This window comes from Kiloniella litopenaei (assembly GCF_000982415.1).
GTDB classification, from domain to species: domain Bacteria; phylum Pseudomonadota; class Alphaproteobacteria; order Kiloniellales; family Kiloniellaceae; genus Kiloniella; species Kiloniella litopenaei.
The window spans coordinates 23,453-42,399 of the sequence record NZ_LANI01000030.1 but is presented as its reverse complement, the minus strand read 5'-3'; the positions used below and the strand labels follow the sequence as shown (position 1 = coordinate 42,399).

19 protein-coding genes and 1 pseudogene are annotated in these 18,947 nt (G+C 48.1%); 5 read left to right on the top strand and 15 right to left on the bottom strand.

All coding sequences use genetic code 11. The features are described 5' to 3' along the window. Positions 1-79: 79 nt before the first annotated feature. The 10 genes and pseudogenes from gpmI to rplU all read right to left on the bottom strand — a co-directional run. Positions 80-1,624, bottom strand: a complete 1,545-nt coding sequence (gene gpmI, locus WH95_RS17785) for a 2,3-bisphosphoglycerate-independent phosphoglycerate mutase (protein ID WP_046509702.1) — start codon at positions 1,622-1,624, stop codon at positions 80-82. Between the two features lie 209 nt (positions 1,625-1,833). Then, positions 1,834-2,739 (bottom strand): hypothetical protein, encoded by a 906-nt coding sequence (locus tag WH95_RS17780; protein ID WP_052742129.1) that lies wholly within the window; start codon positions 2,737-2,739, stop codon positions 1,834-1,836. A gap of 107 nt (positions 2,740-2,846) precedes the next feature. Further along, positions 2,847-3,320 carry a 23S rRNA (pseudouridine(1915)-N(3))-methyltransferase RlmH gene (rlmH, locus tag WH95_RS17775; protein ID WP_046509701.1) on the bottom strand — a complete coding sequence of 158 codons (474 nt, stop codon included), beginning with the start codon at positions 3,318-3,320 and terminating at the stop codon, positions 2,847-2,849. A gap of 51 nt (positions 3,321-3,371) precedes the next feature. Continuing rightward, a complete protein-coding gene (rsfS, locus tag WH95_RS17770; RefSeq protein WP_082114228.1) occupies positions 3,372-3,830 on the bottom strand; it encodes a ribosome silencing factor in 459 nt (152 codons plus the stop codon). A gap of 180 nt (positions 3,831-4,010) precedes the next feature. Further along, positions 4,011-4,676 carry a nicotinate-nucleotide adenylyltransferase gene (locus WH95_RS17765; protein WP_082114227.1) on the bottom strand — a complete coding sequence of 222 codons (666 nt, stop codon included), beginning with the start codon at positions 4,674-4,676 and terminating at the stop codon, positions 4,011-4,013. Positions 4,677-4,700: 24 nt separating this feature from the next. Further along, entirely contained in the window at positions 4,701-5,960 is a 1,260-nt protein-coding gene (locus WH95_RS17760; RefSeq protein ID WP_046509700.1) for a glutamate-5-semialdehyde dehydrogenase, read from the bottom strand. A gap of 82 nt (positions 5,961-6,042) precedes the next feature. Continuing rightward, positions 6,043-7,191, bottom strand: coding sequence for a glutamate 5-kinase (gene proB / locus WH95_RS17755; protein WP_046509699.1), 1,149 nt, complete (start codon positions 7,189-7,191; stop codon positions 6,043-6,045). A 15-nt stretch (positions 7,192-7,206) separates the two neighbouring features. After that, positions 7,207-8,256 carry a GTPase ObgE gene (gene obgE, locus WH95_RS17750; RefSeq protein ID WP_046509698.1) on the bottom strand — a complete coding sequence of 350 codons (1,050 nt, stop codon included), beginning with the start codon at positions 8,254-8,256 and terminating at the stop codon, positions 7,207-7,209. 216 nt (positions 8,257-8,472) lie between these two features. Beyond that, positions 8,473-8,730, bottom strand: coding sequence for a 50S ribosomal protein L27 (rpmA, locus tag WH95_RS17745; protein WP_046509697.1), 258 nt, complete (start codon positions 8,728-8,730; stop codon positions 8,473-8,475). 195 nt (positions 8,731-8,925) lie between these two features. Further along, a pseudogene (rplU, locus tag WH95_RS21735) lies at positions 8,926-9,234 on the bottom strand (50S ribosomal protein L21); the annotation flags it as partial. Positions 9,235-9,522: 288 nt separating this feature from the next. On the opposite strand from rplU, the gene WH95_RS17735 reads away from it, so the two are divergent. Then, entirely contained in the window at positions 9,523-10,677 is a 1,155-nt protein-coding gene (locus tag WH95_RS17735) for a saccharopine dehydrogenase family protein (RefSeq protein ID WP_046509695.1), read from the top strand. A gap of 112 nt (positions 10,678-10,789) precedes the next feature. Here the strand turns inward: WH95_RS17735 and WH95_RS17730 are convergent, their stop codons facing one another. The 5 genes from WH95_RS17730 to WH95_RS17710 all read right to left on the bottom strand — a co-directional run bounded on the left by WH95_RS17730 (position 10,790) and on the right by WH95_RS17710 (position 14,480). Next, on the bottom strand, positions 10,790-11,080 hold the full coding sequence (locus tag WH95_RS17730; protein ID WP_046509694.1) for a DUF1330 domain-containing protein: 291 nt from the start codon (positions 11,078-11,080) through the stop codon (positions 10,790-10,792). 104 nt (positions 11,081-11,184) lie between these two features. After that, positions 11,185-12,372, bottom strand: a complete 1,188-nt coding sequence (locus WH95_RS17725; protein WP_046509693.1) for an alpha-amylase family protein — start codon at positions 12,370-12,372, stop codon at positions 11,185-11,187. A 39-nt stretch (positions 12,373-12,411) separates the two neighbouring features. Then, a complete protein-coding gene (locus WH95_RS17720; RefSeq protein WP_046509692.1) occupies positions 12,412-12,756 on the bottom strand; it encodes a RidA family protein in 345 nt (114 codons plus the stop codon). A gap of 173 nt (positions 12,757-12,929) precedes the next feature. Next, on the bottom strand, positions 12,930-13,706 hold the full coding sequence (locus WH95_RS17715; protein ID WP_046509691.1) for an IclR family transcriptional regulator: 777 nt from the start codon (positions 13,704-13,706) through the stop codon (positions 12,930-12,932). A 165-nt stretch (positions 13,707-13,871) separates the two neighbouring features. Next, on the bottom strand, positions 13,872-14,480 hold the full coding sequence (locus WH95_RS17710; protein ID WP_046509690.1) for a carboxymuconolactone decarboxylase family protein: 609 nt from the start codon (positions 14,478-14,480) through the stop codon (positions 13,872-13,874). Positions 14,481-14,598: 118 nt separating this feature from the next. On the opposite strand from WH95_RS17710, the gene WH95_RS17705 reads away from it, so the two are divergent. From WH95_RS17705 to argE, 4 genes are all read left to right on the top strand, one after another. Continuing rightward, a complete protein-coding gene (locus tag WH95_RS17705; RefSeq protein ID WP_046509689.1) occupies positions 14,599-15,399 on the top strand; it encodes an IclR family transcriptional regulator in 801 nt (266 codons plus the stop codon). 33 nt (positions 15,400-15,432) lie between these two features. Further along, complete coding sequence (locus tag WH95_RS17700) at positions 15,433-16,398, top strand: NADPH:quinone oxidoreductase family protein (RefSeq protein WP_052742128.1); 966 nt, start codon at positions 15,433-15,435, stop codon at positions 16,396-16,398. 190 nt (positions 16,399-16,588) lie between these two features. Further along, positions 16,589-17,776, top strand: coding sequence for an ectoine hydrolase DoeA (doeA, locus tag WH95_RS17695; RefSeq protein WP_046509737.1), 1,188 nt, complete (start codon positions 16,589-16,591; stop codon positions 17,774-17,776). After that, on the top strand, positions 17,773-18,936 hold the full coding sequence (gene argE, locus WH95_RS17690; RefSeq protein WP_046509688.1) for an acetylornithine deacetylase: 1,164 nt from the start codon (positions 17,773-17,775) through the stop codon (positions 18,934-18,936). The genes doeA and argE overlap by 4 nt, the downstream gene beginning before the upstream one ends. The last annotated feature ends 11 nt before the right edge of the window (positions 18,937-18,947 follow it).

Below are 18,947 nucleotides of genomic sequence, written 5' to 3'. Positions count from 1 at the left end.
TAGATAGTTGGTACGGGCGTAAAGCGTTTGGCAACAGTAACCTCAAAAATATTTATGTTTACTCTGGTCGTTCAGGTATTCACTCGTCATCGCGTCTGATAAGCGATTGACCATCCATATCACCTGGCTGATCCAGATTTAACAAATCCAGAATTGTTGGGGCAATGTCCGCAAGGCGTCCATTTGCTATCTTGGTAACATTATCGGGACCATTTACTAATAAAATGGGAACAGGATTCAAAGTATGTGCTGTGTGTGGTAACCCGGTAATTGGGTCAAGCATTTCTTCGGCATTACCATGATCCGCTGTGATTAGTAATCGTCCGCCCATGGACAAGGTTGCCTGATAGATATCCTGTAGGCAGCTATCAACCGTTTCAGCGGCTTTTATTGCAGCCTGAAGGTCACCTGTGTGGCCAACCATATCGCAGTTGGCGAAGTTACAGATCAGCATGTCGTAATTACCGCTTTTTATTGCGGAACAAAGCTTCTCATTCACTTCTGGTGCCGACATGGCGGGTTGAAGATCGTAGGTTGCGACTTTTGGGGATGGCACAAGAATGCGATCTTCACCGGGCAAGGGATCTTCCACACCACCGTTAAAGAAGTAGGTCACATGGGGGTATTTCTCTGTTTCAGCGATACGGAGTTGGCGTAACCCGGCGTTGGAAACAATTTCGCCCAATGTTTTGGTTAAATCTCTTGGGGCGAACATAACGCCCATTTTTGTCGCCAGTTCGTCAGAATAGGCCACCATGCCCAGGTATGCGCAGCATTTTGGATGAGCCAGACGTTCGAACCCGGAAAAGTTGTCATCTATAAAGGCATGAAGTATCTGTCGTGCTCGATCGGCTCTGAAATTGGTCATCAACAGGGCATCGCCATCTTGCATGCCTTTATATCCGTCAATGACACAGGGCAGAACAAATTCGTCCCACACTTTTTTTGCATAGCTGTTGGCAACGGCTTCGTCCGGGGAAGAAGCTGTTTCACCTTTGGCTAGGGTAATGGCATCATAGGCTTTTTGAACGCGTTCCCATCTATTGTCGCGATCCATTGCATAATAACGTCCCAGCACAGTCCCGATTTGAACTTCTGGGGTTGTTGCTCTGAAAGCGGTCAGGAATTCCGCAGCGGATTGGGGGGCTGTATCCCGACCGTCTAAGATGGCGTGAACGATCACAGGGATACCCGCGGTTCTGAGGGTATTGACCAGATAGGATGTCTGGTCTTGATGCCCATGCACACCACCATTTGAAATGACACCCAGAATATGCGCGGTTCCACCAGTTGCTTTTAACTTTGCAATTGTTTCCAGCAAGGCTGGATTTTGGGCAAAGCTTCCATCCTGAATTGCGTTGTCAATCCTGGGGAGTGACTGCATTACAACACGCCCGGCACCGATATTCATGTGGCCAACTTCTGAGTTACCCATCTGTCCTGTGGGCAGGCCAACATCCAGTCCACAGGTTGCCAAGTACCCCAAAGGTACTTCTTTGCTTAACTTGTCGATCAAAGGGGTCTTTGCCAAATTAATTGCATTGTAGTCATCTTCTTTGCGAAAGCCCCAACCATCAAGAATGCAAAGAACGACGGGCTTTGGTTTTTGTAGTGCTGGCGACATAGGTTGGTAACTCTTTCTAATAGGCAGGACGTTATTTGGTAAAGGTGAAGTCTGTCGCGTCGGGTTTCTTGGTCGGCTGTTATATTTTCAGCTAATGTAACTGTCTTTTTAGACAATTTCACGACCTTGTTTCAATCCATGCAAAAAAATATGACCATGATTAGAATGAAAGTGGATGGTGGTTGGGAAAAGGGAGTGTTTAGCTTCTTTTATGGGATAACTTTTAGCCAGTATTTTTCTGGGAGGTTGCGTGTTTCTTCGCTGATATATTTATTTTCAGCCGTGAAAATTCGACTGTTCGCATACTGGCCTAGGGGAAACGCTGATTTGGTTGCTGGGTGTCGTTTCATAAATTGTAGCAAGCTATTGTCTTCTAACATGGCCTCTAGGCCTTCTTCTATACGCGCGGCAAGTGTTTGATTGCTTTTGTTGACAAAGAAATACATTGGAAACCGATATCCGATTAAAATTTTGTCATATGCAGCGTAGGTATCTTTGCCAAAAAAATTAACTTCACCGTATCCTTCGCTAATGGCGCGAGGAAAATAATCGCATCGACCTACCTCTATCATTTTCCACATTAATTCAAATCGGATTGTTCTATTTACGGTGTACCCGTTATCTTCAAGAATATCGCTGTCGGGCCAGTGTTGTCCTTGACAAGCGATCAAGGTTTTAAGTTGAGCCGGGGTGCGGATTTGATCGAATTCTCTCACACGGTCTTGACGAATAACAAGTAATCTATAGCCAAGAAGCCCCATATTTAAGGGGATCCGTACCGGATGAAGCGCTTGTTCTCTGCCCAGATTGGTACCAGCCCAGTCCAAATCAATTCTTCGGCCTTCTTCCAATAGCTTAAGAGATCTTTGCTGTGTGAGGTTTTCCGAAGTTACATGGAGTTTGGCCAAACCATACTTTGCGGATGTTCTGTTTAAAATTGTGGTAATAAGTTCAGAGAAATAGCTGTGGGCAACATCCCCTGCCCCTTGAGCAGGGCGAATGTTAATGACAGTTTCGGAACGGGCTGTGAAAGAAAGAGCAGTTGTCTGGAAAGCAATGACGATGATTGTTGCACATATCTGAAAGAATAAGCCGGGTGATGCTGTTAAACGCACTGCAGGTTCCTTTCTTCAGGACTGTCACAGCACTAGATTATCCAAACAGTGTAAATAAAGTATTAGGTCTGATTATTGGCAAGTTGATCTTGGGCGAGATCGTATGATTATTCCCGGTGGTAAGGGTGGCCGCTTAAGATACAGGATGCACGATATACCTGTTCTGCAAAAAGGCCCCGCACAAGCATATGTGGCCATGTCAATCGTCCGAAACAGAGGCTTTGTTGTGATCGGGCCTTTACAACATCTGAAAGACCGTCTGCCCCGCCAATGAGAAAGGCGATATCCTGGTCACCGCTGTCTTGCCATTTCTCCAGAAGTTTTGAGAATTGCGGACTGGAAAGGTCTTTCCCTTTTTCATCCAAGGTCACGATTCTGGCGCCTTTGGGCGCGGCGGCGAGGAGCAGTTCGCCTTCACGTTCTTTCAACTGTGCAGCAGGCAGGTTCTTCTTTTCCTCTACTTCCTTGAGTTCAAGGCTCCAGTTGAGCCGATTGCCTCGCAGGCGATTACAGTAAAGTTCAAAAAGATCCTTGGCCGGACTGGCCTTGGCCTTTCCGACTGCAATTAATGTTATCCGCATTGCCGTTTCCAGTTATGGACCTACTTCTGGTTTATGGCATGTCGCCTGATATCAGGCGTCTTGCGATGCAAAAGGTTGTGCTGATTCAGGCAGCTCCAAACCCCACATTTTTTCCAAGTTATAAAAAGCTCGGACTTCGGGTCTGAAAAGATGAACAACAACATCCCCGGCATCCACCAACACCCAATCACCACGATCTTTTCCTTCGGCAATGATGCTTTTCATGCCAGCGTTTTTAAGGCCGCGAAGAAGGTGATCGGACATGGCTGAAACCTGTCGGTTTGAATTACCGCTGGCAATTACCATGTAGTCAGCAATGCTAGATTTTCCGGCAAGTTCGATGACGACAATGTCTTCAGCTTTGTCATCCTCAAGAGAGTTACGAACTAGTTCAAGCAGGTCACGGTTATTTCCCGTGGTATCCTGTATATTAGCCTCTGGGGCCGTTGATTCTCGTGGTATGATCGGTCTCCGTAAAAATAATCTGCTCGTGAGGTCACGACTTCCCACTACAGATAGTTACTAACACGTTCCGTACTTATCGCTATACAGAACAAAGGGTCTTACAGTGTCAGCTTAGCACAGTAAAGGTGCGCGACTCTATATGTTAATGAACATCGTTACATTAAAGAGATAAAATCGTTGTTTCTTTGTGATTTTATTCTCTAGAACCGCTATCTCTTCTGTTCTTTAATCTTTGCGTTTTCCATTTCTGATGGCCGTTGATGAAATATCAAGCTGTTGACCATGAATAATTGTCCATGCCGGGGCGACGCGTGTAGAGAGGCTTCGTGCCAGTTTTTCCGAAACTCTGACATTTCTAAAGCGCCGTGCTGCTTTTGAATTGGCTGCCTGTAGCGAATACCCTGGGCGGGCAAAAACGGCAACTTTTACGGTGTTGAAAATATCTTGCCAGTCGCGCCAAAGGGGAATCTGGCTTAAATTATCCGCGCCCATAAGCCAGGTGAAATCTACCCAAGGAAAGATCTGTTTTAAACGAGAGAGGGTATCAGCGGTATAAACCGATCTAACCTGACTTTCGATAGTGGTGACTCGCACTTTTGGGTGCTTGGGGATCGACAGGGCACTATTGACTCGCTCAGCCAATGGCGCCATGCCTTTGGTGTCTTTTAGGGGGTTTTGTGGCGAGACTAACCACCAAACTTCATCGAGACCCAAGTGAACAAGAGCTTCTTTGGAGATCTGGCAATGTGCCTTGTGTGCCGGGTTGAACGACCCGCCCAGCAGGCCGACTTTACTTCCTTTCGGGGGAAGTCGGCCACCCAGACTGTCTGCGATACTTTGCGGGCAAAGCACCTTGGTAAAGGTCAGGCTGGGTGGCTTTTGGCTTAGCATGTCGTTTTATGTACTACTTTGCGACTAGGGTCTGGCATGGCCTGTGCCACGGACAAGATATTTGTAACTTGTCAACTGGTCGGCCCCGACGGGGCCGCGGGCGTGCAGTTTTCCTGTGGAAATACCAATCTCGGCCCCCATGCCAAACTGTCCGCCATCGGCAAATTGGGTCGAGGCATTATGGATCACGATACCTGCATCAATTTCCTGTTGGAATGTGGCTGCGGCCTTGTCATCTGACGTAATGATAGCTTCGGTATGATGAGAACCATGGCGGTTGATATGGGCAATCGCGTCTTTCAAACCGGCTACTCTTTTAACGGAAAGAATAGCATCCAGATATTCTGTATCCCAATCTGCTGTGGTGGCTTCTTTTATCCGGCTATCCAGTTTCTGGATTTCGGCATCACCCCTGATTTCGCACCCCTTTTCTATAAGGGCGTTCAGAATTGGTTTCAAGCTTTCGTCTGCATAGTTGGCATCCACCAGAAGTGTTTCTGTTGCACCACAAATGCCTGTGCGGCGCATTTTGGCGTTCAGCACAACTTCAAGAGCCATCTGAGGGTCAGCTGCTTCATGCAGATAGGTATGACAAAGGCCATCCAGGTGAGCGAGAACCGGTACGCGGCTTTCTGTTTGAATACGCTCAATAAGACCACGCCCCCCCCGTGGAATGATCAGGTCAACATAGTCGTTCATGGTCAGCAAGTGACCCACGGCGGCACGATCTGTTGTAGGTACACGTTGGATTGCAGCCACAGGCAGGCCAGCCTCTTCCAGGCCAGTTTGCAGACAGTCCAAAATGGCTCCTGATGAATGAAAGCTTTCTGAACCACCACGCAGGATAGATGCATTTCCGGCCTTCAGACACAGAGCCCCCGCATCTGCGGTTACATTTGGACGGCTTTCATAGATGATACCGATCACGCCCAAGGGCACAGAAACTTGCTCAAACTTAAGACCGTTGGGTTGATCCCAGCTTTTGAGGGATTTCCCGATTGGATCGGGGAAAGCGGCAATAGCTTCAAGGCCTGCGGCCATGGCTTCGACACGGTCATTGTCCAAAGCAAGGCGGTCGAGCATTGCGCTGCTGATGCCTTTGGCTTCGGCAGCAATCATGTCTTTTTTATTGGCTTCAAGGATTGTCGGGAGTTGAGCGCGAATGGCTTTGGCAGCGGCAAGCAATGCATTGTTCTTTGCATCTGCCGGGGCCAGAGCCAGATCCTGTGCAGCAGCTTTTGCAGCTTGTCCCAGCTGATCCATTTGCGCTTTCAGTTCGCTCATATCCTTATATTCCTGTTTAAGTGCAGCTTTCTCTGCTGCTTTGGTTATATCTCAACTAGAGATTTGATTATATTGTACTTTTTTAATTGAGAACAAGATCGTCCCTGTGAATCAGTTCTTCCCGTCCCAGATATCCTAATTTGGCTTCGATCTCTGATGACTGCAGGCCAATAATCTTTCTGGCATCCCCATTGGAATAGGCGACAAGCCCACGGGCAACTTCGCGCCCATCCGGGGACTTTACCAGAACGGCATCACCACGTTGGAATTTGCCGTCGATAGCAGTCACCCCGGCCGGAAGAAGGGATTTTCCATTTTGCAAGGCTTTGAGAGCGCCGGCATCAAGTGTTACGGTGCCCAAGGGTTTCAGGCTACCCGCGATGTAGCGTTTGCGGGCTGTTTTGGGCTCGACAGAGGCTTCAAAAACCGTGGCTCTGTTCCCCTCTATGATGTTTTGCAAAGGGTTGAGCTTATGGCCGTTGGCAATAATCATGCTGCACCCCGCACCAACAGAAATTTTGGCAGCAGATATCTTGGTGATCATACCACCGGAACTGTAGCCGGGAAGGGCTTCACCCGCCATGGCGTCAATTTCAGGTGTGATTTCGCTGACCACAGGCAAAAATTCAGCATTTTTGTCCCGTTTGGGGTCTGCGGTATAAAGGCCATCAATATCGGATAGCAGGACCAAGAGGTCCGCATTGACCATGGCACCCACCCGTGCGGCGAGGCGGTCGTTATCCCCAAAACGAATTTCGCTGGTTGCGACGGTATCGTTTTCATTGATGATTGGAACCGTGCCCAATCGCAACAGGGTGGTCAGAGTGTTTCTGGCGTTGAGATGGCGACGACGCTCTTCTGTATCCCCAAGGGTCAAGAGAACCTGAGAAACGGTTATGTCGTGTCGTGCCAGTGCTTCCTGATAGGCATGGGCCAGTAGGATTTGTCCGGTTGCGGCAGAAGCCTGTTTTTCTTCGAGCCGCAGGTTCTGTTTGGTCAATCCCAGATGGTTTCTTCCAACTGCAATAGCACCGGATGAAACCAGCATAACCTCTGCACCGCGAGCGCGAAGGTTCGCCACATCATCCGTCAGGGCATTGAGCCAGTCCAGACGTGGTTTTCCCGTTTCATCATCAACCAGCAGTGCGGAGCCGATCTTGATGACAATACGTTTCGCAGATCTGAGATGTTCAGCGGCTGACAGACCTGTCCCGGATGATATGTTGTTCATAAATCTGTACCACGACTAGATAGGGGAATAACCTTGCGGCCCCTGTTCAGATTCAAGTTCTTCCTGTTCTTCTTCACGACCATCGAGAATATGATCAAGTAAAGCGGCAAGTACTTCTTTGACGCCGTCCTGACTAATACCTGAAAGCAGGTGAACCTTTTGGCCTGATAGGGCTTTTAGCTCGGCCTGTCTTTCGGTCGCTTCTTCTTCGACCAAGGCATCAATCTTGTTAAGCGCCAGAACCGAAGGTTTTGTGTCGAGACCTTCGCCATAGGCTTCCAGTTCGGCGCGAATGACTTTGTAATCTTCGAGATAGCTGTCAGAGGTTCCGTCAACAAGGTGCAACAGGGCACCACAGCGTTCGACGTGGCCAAGGAAGCGTGTGCCAAGGCCATGACCTTCGCTTGCACCTTCGATTAAACCGGGAATATCAGCAATGACAAACTCTTCGCCGCGGCTATAGACGACCCCCAGGTTCGGGTGCAGTGTGGTAAAGGGATAGTCCGCAATTTTTGGCTTGGCACGGGATACAACTGACAGGAAGGTTGATTTCCCTGCGTTTGGCAAACCAGCAAGGCCGACGTCGGCGATCAATTTCAGACGGAGCCAGACCCACATTTCTTCGCCGGGCCAGCCGGGATCAGACCGACGGGGGGCACGGTTTGTTGATGTTTTATAACGTGCGTTTCCAAAGCCACCATCACCCCCCTTGCAGATTACAAATTCCTGGCCTTCTTCAGTGATGTCACAGATGACCTGTTCTTTATTTTCGTCCAGAACAACCGTGCCAACAGGCACTTTGATGACCAAAGGTTTTGCCGCGGCCCCAAACATATCACTGCCACGACCATGTTCGCCGCGCTTTGCTTTGAAGTGCTGGGCGTAACGGAAATCGATCAGTGTGTTCAGACCGTGCGCACCCTGAATGATAACGTCACCCCCGCGACCGCCGTCACCGCCATTGGGACCACCGAATTCGATGTATTTCTCGCGCCGGAAACTGGTACAGCCCCCGCCGCCATCGCCGCTTTTTACAAAAATTTTGGCTTCGTCAAGAAACTTCATCGTGGTGCCTGTTCTCTATCGTCATACAACTCGTCACCTTGTGGGGAACGTGCGATGCAACGCTATAGGTATTCAGAGTTAGCTATATGGCCGCAGATGAAACTGCGATATAGCCGGAAATATAAGTGGAAAAGGTAAATACGAAAAGGGGGGAATGGATTGCCATTCCCCCCTAAACCATTTCAACCCAGACGCAAGGACTGGTTGGCGGGGCCGTTAGGCCGCCGGCTGTACAGAAATGTATGTGCGTCCACCAGCTTTCTGGCGGAAGACAACTTCGCCTTCAACTGTGGCAAAGATTGTGTGATCTTTACCCATGCCGACGTTGTCGCCGGGGTGGAACTTGGTTCCGCGCTGACGAACCAGGATGTTGCCTGATACGACGTGCTCACCACCAAATTTTTTAACACCTAGGCGGCGACCAGCTGAGTCGCGACCGTTGCGGGACGAGCCGCCTGCTTTCTTATGTGCCATGAGGTCTTATTCCTCTGCTGCTTTTTTCTTAGGAGCTGCTTTTTTCTTAGGAGCAGCTTTAGCCTTTGGTTCAGCCTTAGCTTTAGGAGCCGCTTTCTTCTTCGGAGCTGCTTTTTTCTCCGCAGTGTCTGCGTCTGCTTTAGCTGCTTTGGCTTTAGGAGCTGCTGCTTTTTTAGCAGGCTTCTTAGCGCCATCGGCGAGAATGTCAGTGATCTTGATGACAGTGAGATCCTGGCGATGGCCGTTTTTACGGCGATGGTTCTTACGACGCTTCTTTTTGAAGATGACGACTTTGTCGCCACGTGTCTGTTCAACCACATCAGCCTTGACCATGGCGCCGTCCACTACAGGCGCGCCGATGGTTGCCTTCTCATCGTCACCGATCATTAGAACTGAATCGAAATCAACAGAAGCACCTGCTTCCAGGTTGATTTTTTCGACGACCAGAACGTCGTCCTTACGGACTTTGTACTGTTTACCGCCGGTTTTGATTACTGCGAACATATTTATCGGTCACTTAGCTGTTAAATTAGGCATTCTATTCATGCATACATGGCCGCACGGAATCCGGGCAGCCAGTGATGCTGGAATATAGCCGTGCTTGCGCGAGAGTCAAACGCTTTGTGAAGTTTATGTGATTCTCTTGATAGCTTTACAACAATCCATACACAAATGACGCCAAAAACAGCTAATTTACAAGGCTTGTCCCTTATGGCTTCAAAAGATGGCCTTCATGGTGTAGAGAGGTCCCAATACATAAAAAACATCGCTGGATATATAAGGGAATAAAAGATGGCGCGTATTCATTGGCTGGGGGCTGGCCTTTCGACGGTACCGGGTATTCGACGCCTGATCGAACGGGGACACAGTATAACGGTATGGAACCGTACTGTTGAAAAGGCGCAGGAAGCCACAAAGGGTCTGAGCGGCGATTTTGATATCAGGGCTTTTAGTCTTGAGGCATTGGAAAGCGATCTGAAGGCAGGCGACCTTGCCGTTTCCATGCTGCCGGGTGATTTTCACGTTGCAGTTGCCCAGATGTGTCTGGATGCCGGGGCGAACTTTGTTTCCAGTTCTTACATCGCGCCCGAGATGCGCGCTTTGGATGCTGCTGCAAAAGAAAAAGGCCTGACGCTGGTCAATGAAGTGGGGCTTGATCCGGGCATTGATCATCTAATGGCACATGTGCTGATGGATGACTATAAAAATTCTCCCGCCTTTGCCACAGATAACGCGCACTACTTCAGATCCTATTGCGGTGGCCTGTCAGAAGTGCCAAATGACTTTTGTTACAAGTTCAGTTGGGCACCGTTGGGCGTCCTTAAAGCTCTGCGGTCGCCATCAAAAAGTTTGCGGAACGGCAAAGTCTATGATGTTAGCCGTCCTTGGGATGCAGTTGAGTCCTATAAAATTGATCTTGAAAAAGGGTCTGAAACCTTTGAAGTCTATCCAAACCGTGATTCCTATCCCTTTATGGATGAATACGGCTTTGGCAAAGACTGGAATGTGCAACAGTTTGTGCGCGGGACCCTGCGTTATGGTGGTTGGTCCACGGCTTGGGCTGATCTTTTCAAGGAAATTGAAACTTTGCAAGGCGAGGCCGGGGATAAACGTCTTGCTGAAATCTCTGCTGATCTTTGGGATAAATATGCGTTGGGTGAGGGCGAACACGACCGTGTTGTTCTCTCCGTTGATCTATGGGCCGAACGCAATGGTGAACAGGTGTATAACAAGTCGTATGTTGTGGATGCCTATGGGGATGATACCCATACTGCCATGGCCCGTCTGGTTTCAATCCCGGTCAGCTACGCTGTTGAAGCTGTGCTGAAGGGGGAAATTTCCGCCGGTGTTTCTGCCGCGCCGAGTGATGTGACGGTTGCCAAGAAATGGCTCGGTGATCTTCTGGCTGCGGGTGAAAAAATGACGATTGTTGATCATCTTGCGTAATTGCGTTCCAGAATCTGAAAAGCTGGAACCGAAAAGAATAAGGGCTGTGGAATCTGGTAATTCTACAGCCCTTATTCTTTAATAATTGGTCGGACTATGTCCGACCTTTTAGCTACATTCCATCCACGAGCAAGAAAGTGCATTCAGCATTGTCCCGGCGGATTCTCTTAACGGGGGCGTATTCTTCGCTGTTGACGAAATTACGTGCTGTTTGCATGTCCGGGAACTCGACAATAACAATGCGGGTTGGGGACCAGAGATCTGATTCGAAAACATCCATTTCTCCGCCTCTGGCGCGATAGACGCCGCCAAATTTCTCGACAATAGGTTTGGCTTGAAGCTTATAGGTTTCATACTCTTCAGGATTACTGATTTTAGTATCAACGATGAGATAGGCTGCCATTTGGATATTTGCCCCTTGGGATAGAATCTAGGTTAAGTTGTTGATGTATTTGTGTCTTTGTGTCTTGTTTCTGTTAATTCAATAGTTTGATCGCAAGATGATTTTTATGAAATTTTAATTTCGATGCTTGATTTTATCCAGTTAAGGCGGGCTTCCGGTATCAGACCGTAGTTGTAGTAGTTTATGCCATCGGCCCCGGCTTTCACAGCTGCGTCAATTCGTGCAGATAGTTGTTCTTTGCTTGGTGTCTGGTCGTAAAACAGACTGGCCCCCAAGCCGAGATATTTTTCTGATCCGACAAGGTTTCGTGTCTCGGTGATGGAATAATCAACCTCTTTTGCTGTTGCCGTGTAAGCACAGAAGATAATGCCATCACAGGCCTGAGCGATGGCTTTGATATCAACACCGTCGCGCCAGGCGTTTTCACCTTCGATGACGACGATCTTGCTATCGGGATGGGCGGCTTGTTTTATGCTTTGAACAATTTTTGTTGGGGCCTGAACACGCCACAGAAGATACCTATAGAGTGCCGGATAATCTTTGAAGCACTCTAGCCTTTGTTCGGGAAAGTGAGGAAGCTGCGCTTCGGGTATTTCCCGGTTACAGGCCTGAATGATCAGGTCCTGAACGTCTTTTTTCGCGGCAAGGGCATCAACGCCGTCATCTTGGGCTGCTTTGATGCAGTGATCACAGAAGCAAAGTGACAGAAGAAATTCATCTTCAGCATTAAGTCCGAGGCCGTCCTTTTCGTGGTGATAGCCGTGGTCAAACCCCATAAAACCAATAGTTTCCAGCTCGACCATATCTGGCCTGTAGCTGTGGGTCAGGTTCGCAACAAGGGTTGTCGCATAGTCTCGTACGGCATCACTGTTGGGGCAGAGGCTGTAATAACCGGGGTCGCCAAAGGCGTTGCGTGCAACATGGTCAGGGTGTTTGAAGCCCAAACGGCTGTTGTGCAAGCAGACCGTCCAACAAGAGACGCTTAACCCGTGTTGTTTTTTATCCCTTATAAGGGGGGAGAGCATATCGCCCTCTGTATGCAGATTCTGTGCGACAAGCGGCTGAATTTCTTTGCCCGCCCAGAACTTTTCATCAGGAATGAAATAAATCGTTCCGTCTTCGGGGTAATAGCTCTTTCGCTTGGGGCTACGTGGTTGTAGAAAACGCCCCGCGTGGTAGGAGACAGCAAGGCTGATACCATTAACACCGGCCAGATTTTGATAGTCATGATAGGTCGTATCCAGTCCGAGATCCTGTAGATCCCAAGGATAGGCCCACATCGAATGACGCATATCTGTCTCCCCCTTTTTCTCGCAGCTTTATCTTGCAGCTTATACGGCGGCGACAGCGGTCATTTCAACAAGGATCATCGGGTCGGCCAGACGGGCTTCGACACAGGCGCGAGCTGGCGGATTTTGAGGGTCGATCCATGCATCATAGACTGAATTCATTTTATCGAAATCCGCAATTGCTGGCAGGAAGACATCGATTGCCAGTATTTTGGATTTGTCTGTTCCAGCTTCAGCCAAGAGGTCTTCGATTTTTTGTAAAACAGAGCGTGTCTGGGTCTCTAGATCTGCAGATCTGTCTTTGGCAACCTGTCCGGCAACATATACAAATCCGTTGTAGGAAACGGCTTGGCTCATGCGACTGCCAACCTGAAAGCGTTTAATCATTGGTTCTCTCTTTATTATAGCATGTCCAAAATAAAGGACATTAATTTGTTTTTTTGGAACTCAAATAATACGGCATAATTTTGCGGACGCAAGTGGTCAAGCAAGCCGGCTCGAAGATTTGCAGCTTGATTTATGTAATATGATGTTCAGTAGAATAGGGGAGGCCAGGGGGCTTAGAAGTCGGTGCTCAACTGTGCTTCCAGTTCTGTCGCAGCGGTTTTGAGAACACTTAGATAGTGTTCCTTATTGCGGTGACCGTCTTCTCTGGGGGTGACGAGGCAGAGTGTGGCAATGCAGGTGGATTGGGCATCTTTTATGGGAACAGCAAAACAATGGGTGAAGGTATCAACAATGCTGTCAAAGGTATAGTGCCCATCCTGTGTAGCTTGACGAACTTCGGTTATAAAATTACCCGGTGATATGCTTTCCCCGTTGGGCAAAAGGAAATCATCTTTATCCAGAAAATCTATAATTTCCTGATCAGAAAGGTGCCCCAGCAGAAGACGGCCAGAGGCCGTGCTGGGAACGGGGACAAGCTCACCAAGGTTTGCCGAAATTCGGAAAGGGCGGCTACCCTCTTTCATCAAGGCAACAGTATATTTGTTGCCTTCCAGTTTGCAGAACTGCGCGGTCTCGCTTGTTTGCTCTACAATATTGCTTAGCGTGTTTTCTATGCGTTGGTAGAGATCAATCTTGTCATTATAGGCTCGACCTAAAAAATAAAGACGACTGCCAAGGAAAACCTGGCCATCACTACCGTTGTTTTCCAGCACGTTCATATCAAGTAACAGGTGGACAAGTTCATAAACCGATGAACGGGGCGCCCCCATCAACTTGGCAATTTCATTGGGGCGCATGGCACGGTTTTCACGCCGGATGAGATCGAGAATATCAAAGGCACGTTCCAGTCCACGCGCGCGTTGGTTCACCTTCTTTTTCTCATCTGCCATCTGATCACCTCAAGTATAATACTACGAAAGTCTTATACTTGAGGGTTAAGGGTAAGCCAAATTCAATATTGCTACTGTCTTTCGCTCTTTCTCTGGTCTGATTGTGTGAACGCTTGAGTGTATACAAGGTTTCATGCAACCAGATATTTGATCAGGGGGCTGGTTTTATGTGTGTGACCAGTCATCAGGGTCGTCAGAATTATTTGGTGATAGCCCGATGATGTCACCTTTGGTGGAACAGCCAAGTCCCAGAACGGTCCGGTTGGCGTAGTTGAAGTAAGCAGAGACTTGATTAACTTCCAGAATTTCTCCATCGCTAAAGCCTGCTTCTCGCATGCCTTTGACCATCTCTTCTGTGGTGCTTGCCGGATCTTTGGTGAGGGCTTCGGCATAGGCCATGGCGAGCTTTTGTTTGGCATCAAGTGGTGCAATGTCGATGTTGCGTTCATCAATGGCTTTGCGAAGCCCTGCGGCTTTTTCATCATCCTGAAGCAGGCGGCAGAGGCCGCCAAAATGGTGGTCAACACAATAGCCACAGTCATTGAGTGAGCTGACCCACACACCCAGAGTTTCCAAAAACCATTTTGGAATGGTGTTCCCTGTGTGATGCAGGACGTACTTATAGATTGCCATATGCCCTTCCATACTGTGGGGGCGGAGCGAATGCATCATCATTATGTTATCGACGTTATTATCCGGACCTTTTACCCGATCATAGAGACGGCGAAGTTTTCCTTCTGATTCTTCGTAAGGGACTGTTTCAATCCAAGGCATCTTAAGTGTCCTTCTAATATTTTAATTTTGCCAATTTTTTAATTTTGCACGAGGTATAGTAATAGTGCTAGAATCCTAAATAATGAGATTTATTTCCATATAGTGGGATTTGTTAATTGTGAATGTCAAGCAACAATCTAAAAAAGACCCATCTTCAGCTCAGGCTGGTGTGGGGCTCTTACACAAAGCTTTTGAGATCCTGAATCTTTTTCAAATTGCTCATGCTGATTGGTCCCAAGGTGAGATAATTGAACAAACCGGGGTGAGCCGTTCGACAGTGAGCAGGCTTGTTCGGTATCTGGTGGAAACAGGCTATCTGGCCGAAATACCCAAAACCGGGCGTTATACCCTGGGGATGGCAGCGATTAATTTGGGGCAAAGGGCAGAAGCTGCCTTTGATCTTAAAAGCTTTTGTCAACCAGCGCTGGAGGAATTGTCAGCGTTAACAGATGAAACCATCTTGTTAACGGCCTTTGACCGTCACGCACAGACAGCGGTGTGTATCGATCAGATCGAGGGGGAGCGCGGTGGGCTGAGGGTCTTTGAAAAGATCGGGGCATCTTTTCCTCTTCATGCCGGGGCGGCCCCGCGTGTTATATTGGCTGCTTTGCCTCGAAAAGAGCAGGATGTTTATCTGGCGAAGGAATTGGTGGCCTATACTGCCTATACTTTTATCTCGCCGGACAAAATTCGCGATGACATCAAGCAGATAGAACGTGAGGGTTTTTGCACGTCGATAGAAGAGACTTATCTGGGAGCTGCAGGAATGGCTGCGTGTTTTACCGGACCAGATAATTACCCAGTGGGATCAATCGCGATTGCTTTTCCCCTTCATAATATGGATGATATTAAAAAAAATAATATTGGTATCAAAATGACCAAAATTGCTGAGGGCTTATCGAAAAAGCTCAAGGCATGAGTGATTTGATACCATCGGCGACAGGTGGGTACTATGCAGGGGTGGCGTTCATCGAGTGTTCTTGGTGTAGATGGTCTGGAGTTTGTTGATTTGGATTTAGGGCCGCCAGATGACCGTCATCTTGTGGTTGATGTCCGGGCCGCTGCGCTTAATTTTTCAGATCTCTTGATGTCAGAAGACAAGTATCAGGTTCGTCCTCCGCGCCCCTTTACTCCTGGCCAAGAAATTGCCGGAACGGTTGTTTCTGCTCCCCGAGGAAGCCATTGGAACGTAGGTGATCGAATCGCCAGTAAAATTCCTTGGGGTGGTTTCGCGGAACAGGCTTTGGTGCCATGCGATTCAGCATTCCTTATTCCTGAAAATTTCTCGTTTGAATTAGCAGCGGCCTTACCAGTTACTTACACCACGTCGATGGTTGCTTTTTTTGACAGTACAAAATTGAAATCTGATCAAACTGTCATGGTTCACGCTGCTGCGGGCGGGGTCGGTCTTGCGGCGGTGGAAATTGCCAAGGCCATTGGGGCGCGGGTTATCGCAACCGCCAGTAACGCGCACAAGTTGGATATCGCGCGGGAACACGGGGCTGATGTCTGTATCAACTACAGTGATGAGAATTGGGTTGAGGCTGTCAAGGATGCGACGAGTGGTCTTGGTGTTGACGTGATTTATGACCCGGTCGGGGGTGACGTAGGTCTGCAGAGTTTGCGGTGTTTAGCACGTAATGGCGTTATTCTTATTGTGGGCTTTGCCTCGGGAACCATCACTGAAATTCCAGCAAATCGTTTGATGTTGAAAAGGGCATCGGCAAAGGGAGTCTATTGGCACCACGATCATGATGCAGATTTGATCAAGAAGATGATGGATAAAATGTTTGTCATGTTGGAAAAGGATCTTTTAAAGCCTTTGGTTGATAGGCGTTTTGATCTCGCACAACTACCGGATGCCATGCGGGCTTTGCAGAATAGGGACACAACAGGCAAGGTTGTTTTAGCTGTTTAGAACCGAGTTTTAGAATCTGAGCAAATTTTAGCTGTTTTTGCGAAGACTTTTCTCTTTTTGAGCTGCTCTTTAGATGAAATATCTCGGCGTCTTGTGCAAATATGTTCCGTAATTTTTTTCGTGATTTCCTGAAAAATTTACAGCACTCTTTTCTGTTGTTTCCCCTTTTATGGCAGGTGTTGTGATGGTGATGTCTCCTGACGCAGTCGAGCTGAATTTTTCCCGATCAGAATATGCAGATCGTCTGTTGAAAACGCGTATGGCGATGCAAGCCGCAGAGCTGGACTGTTTAATTATTACAGACCCGGCGAATATGGCTTGGCTAACTGGCTATGACGGTTGGTCTTTTTATGTGCACCAGTGTGTGATTATTACACTTGCGGGTGAACCGATTTGGTATGGTCGGGGTATTGATGTGAATGGGGCAAAACGTACCACATATCTTTCTGACGATAACATCATTGAATATCCTGATTATTATGTCCAATCGGAAGATAGACACCCTATGGATTATCTGGCCCAAATACTGGGCAGTAAAGGTTTTGGTAGCTTCTCTATTGGCGTGGAAATGGATAATTACTATTTCACGGCTGCCGCTTTTGCTTCGCTGGTGCGTAATTTGCCCAATGCCAATTTTAAAGATTGTAATAATCTTGTTCATTGGCAACGGTCTGTAAAATCCGAACAAGAGCTGTCTTATATGCGTAAAGCCGGAAAGATCGTTGAGGTGATGCATCAACGTATCAGGGAAACCATTCGGCCCGGGTTGCGTAAACATGAGCTGGTTGCGGCTATTTATGATGCGGGATTACGTGGTGTTCCCGAATATGGTGGTGATTACCCTGCTATTGTGCCTCTTCTTCCCTCGGGGATAGATGCCTCTGCCTCGCATCTGACTTGGAACGACAAGCCGTTGAAATCGGGAGAGGGAACTTTCTTTGAGATCGCAGGTGTTTACAGGCGTTATCACTGTCCCTTGTCGCGGACAGTGTTTTTGGGGAAACCCGGTCAAGACATACTGGATAGTGAAAAGGCTGTTCTGGAAGGGTTGGCTGCTGGGTTGGAGAAAGCTAAGGCAGGTAACCTTTGTGAGGACATTGCGATTGCCTTTTTCGCCGTATTGGAAAAACATGGCATTATTAAAGACAGTCGGACGGGCTATTCGACCGGGTTGGCATACCCGCCTGATTGGGGGGAGCATACGATGAGCCTGCGTAAAGGTGATAAAACTGTTTTGCAAAAGGGTATGACCTTTCACTTTATGCCTGGCCTTTGGTCCGATGATTGGGGGCTTGAGATTACTGAAACGATCGCCATTGGTGAAAATGGTCCCGAGCTATTATCATCTGTGCCGCGTGAACTGGTTGTAATTTCATGACGGAGCTTCTGTCCTCAACCAAAGAAATTTTGAGTAAGCTGGTTTCTTTCCCAACTTTGTCCGGACAATCCAATCTGGATATGATTGGCTATATCGAATCTTATTTGAAAGAGCACGGCATTGTATCGTCCCTTTCATATGATGAGACCAAAAAGAAAGCCAATCTTTATGCCACAATTGGTCCCGAGGTTGGGGGTGGCGTTGTTTTGAATGGGCATACCGATGTTGTCCCGGTCAAGGGACAGGCCTGGACAATAGATCCCTTTGTTCTTACAGAACGAAACAATCGCCTGTATGGACGTGGCGCAGTTGATATGAAAGGGTTTCTGGCCTGTTCTCTGGCCATGGTTCCTGTGTTTCAGGCACAAAATCTGCAACGTCCCATTCATGTATCCTTTTGTTACGACGAAGAAATTGGTGGGTTCGGCGCACCGATTTTGGCAGATGATATTGTCACGAAGAATTTTAAGCCTGATGTTGTGATTGTTGGGGAACCAACAAGCATGAGCCTTGTGAGCGGGCATAAAGCGGGTATGGAAATCACGACCCGGTTTACTGGGTTCGAAGTCCATTCATCGCAGCCGGGAAAAGGCGTAAATGCCATAGAATTTGCTTCGCGTTTTATTGGGAAGATTCTAGAAGTCGGCGCACGTCTTGCTGCGGCACCTAAAATCGGCTCTCCCTTTGACCCACCCTATACAACTTGTAATGTTGGACGTATAGATGGGGGGGCTGCGAGTAACATTACGGCGGGAAGTTGCGAAATGATCTGGGAGATCAGGCCGATACCCGGTGATAATGGACACGCTATTTTCCAAGAGATTCTTGATTTTTCTGATAATGTCTTGTTACCAGAGATGAGAGAGATTTCACCCGAAGCCAATATTGAAACAATACTTGATGCTGATGTGCCCAGCTTGGATGCGTGCGATGATTCTCCTGCGGTTCAATTGATCCGTACATTGACAGGCAGTAATACAAAAGACGTGGTTTCTTTTGGTACTGATGCCGGATATTTTGAACGTGTTGGGTTGTCGACAGTGGTCTTTGGGCCGGGATCAATTGATCAGGCGCACAAGCCTGATGAGTTTATAGAAATATCAGAGCTTGAGCGCTGTCTCTCTTTCTTGCATGATCTGGCAAAACACCAGTCTCTATAAGAGAAGCCAAT

Coding starts and splice junctions, on each gene's coding strand:
- rlmH (WP_046509701.1), bottom strand. CDS start 3,320: ATGCGGATAACATTAATTGCAGTCGGAAAGGCCAAGGCCAGTCCGGCC.
- proB (WP_046509699.1), bottom strand. CDS start 7,191: ATGAACAACATATCATCCGGGACAGGTCTGTCAGCCGCTGAACATCTC.
- WH95_RS17735 (WP_046509695.1), top strand. CDS start 9,523: ATGGCGCGTATTCATTGGCTGGGGGCTGGCCTTTCGACGGTACCGGGT.
- WH95_RS17730 (WP_046509694.1), bottom strand. CDS start 11,080: ATGGCAGCCTATCTCATCGTTGATACTAAAATCAGTAATCCTGAAGAG.
- gpmI (WP_046509702.1), bottom strand. CDS start 1,624: ATGTCGCCAGCACTACAAAAACCAAAGCCCGTCGTTCTTTGCATTCTT.
- obgE (WP_046509698.1), bottom strand. CDS start 8,256: ATGAAGTTTCTTGACGAAGCCAAAATTTTTGTAAAAAGCGGCGATGGC.
- WH95_RS17760 (WP_046509700.1), bottom strand. CDS start 5,960: ATGAGCGAACTGAAAGCGCAAATGGATCAGCTGGGACAAGCTGCAAAA.
- WH95_RS17725 (WP_046509693.1), bottom strand. CDS start 12,372: ATGCGTCATTCGATGTGGGCCTATCCTTGGGATCTACAGGATCTCGGA.
- argE (WP_046509688.1), top strand. CDS start 17,773: ATGACGGAGCTTCTGTCCTCAACCAAAGAAATTTTGAGTAAGCTGGTT.
- doeA (WP_046509737.1), top strand. CDS start 16,589: ATGTCTCCTGACGCAGTCGAGCTGAATTTTTCCCGATCAGAATATGCA.
- WH95_RS17765 (WP_082114227.1), bottom strand. CDS start 4,676: ATGCTAAGCCAAAAGCCACCCAGCCTGACCTTTACCAAGGTGCTTTGC.
- WH95_RS17720 (WP_046509692.1), bottom strand. CDS start 12,756: ATGATTAAACGCTTTCAGGTTGGCAGTCGCATGAGCCAAGCCGTTTCC.
- rpmA (WP_046509697.1), bottom strand. CDS start 8,730: ATGGCACATAAGAAAGCAGGCGGCTCGTCCCGCAACGGTCGCGACTCA.
- WH95_RS17715 (WP_046509691.1), bottom strand. CDS start 13,706: ATGGCAGATGAGAAAAAGAAGGTGAACCAACGCGCGCGTGGACTGGAA.
- WH95_RS17710 (WP_046509690.1), bottom strand. CDS start 14,480: ATGCCTTGGATTGAAACAGTCCCTTACGAAGAATCAGAAGGAAAACTT.
- WH95_RS17700 (WP_052742128.1), top strand. CDS start 15,433: ATGCAGGGGTGGCGTTCATCGAGTGTTCTTGGTGTAGATGGTCTGGAG.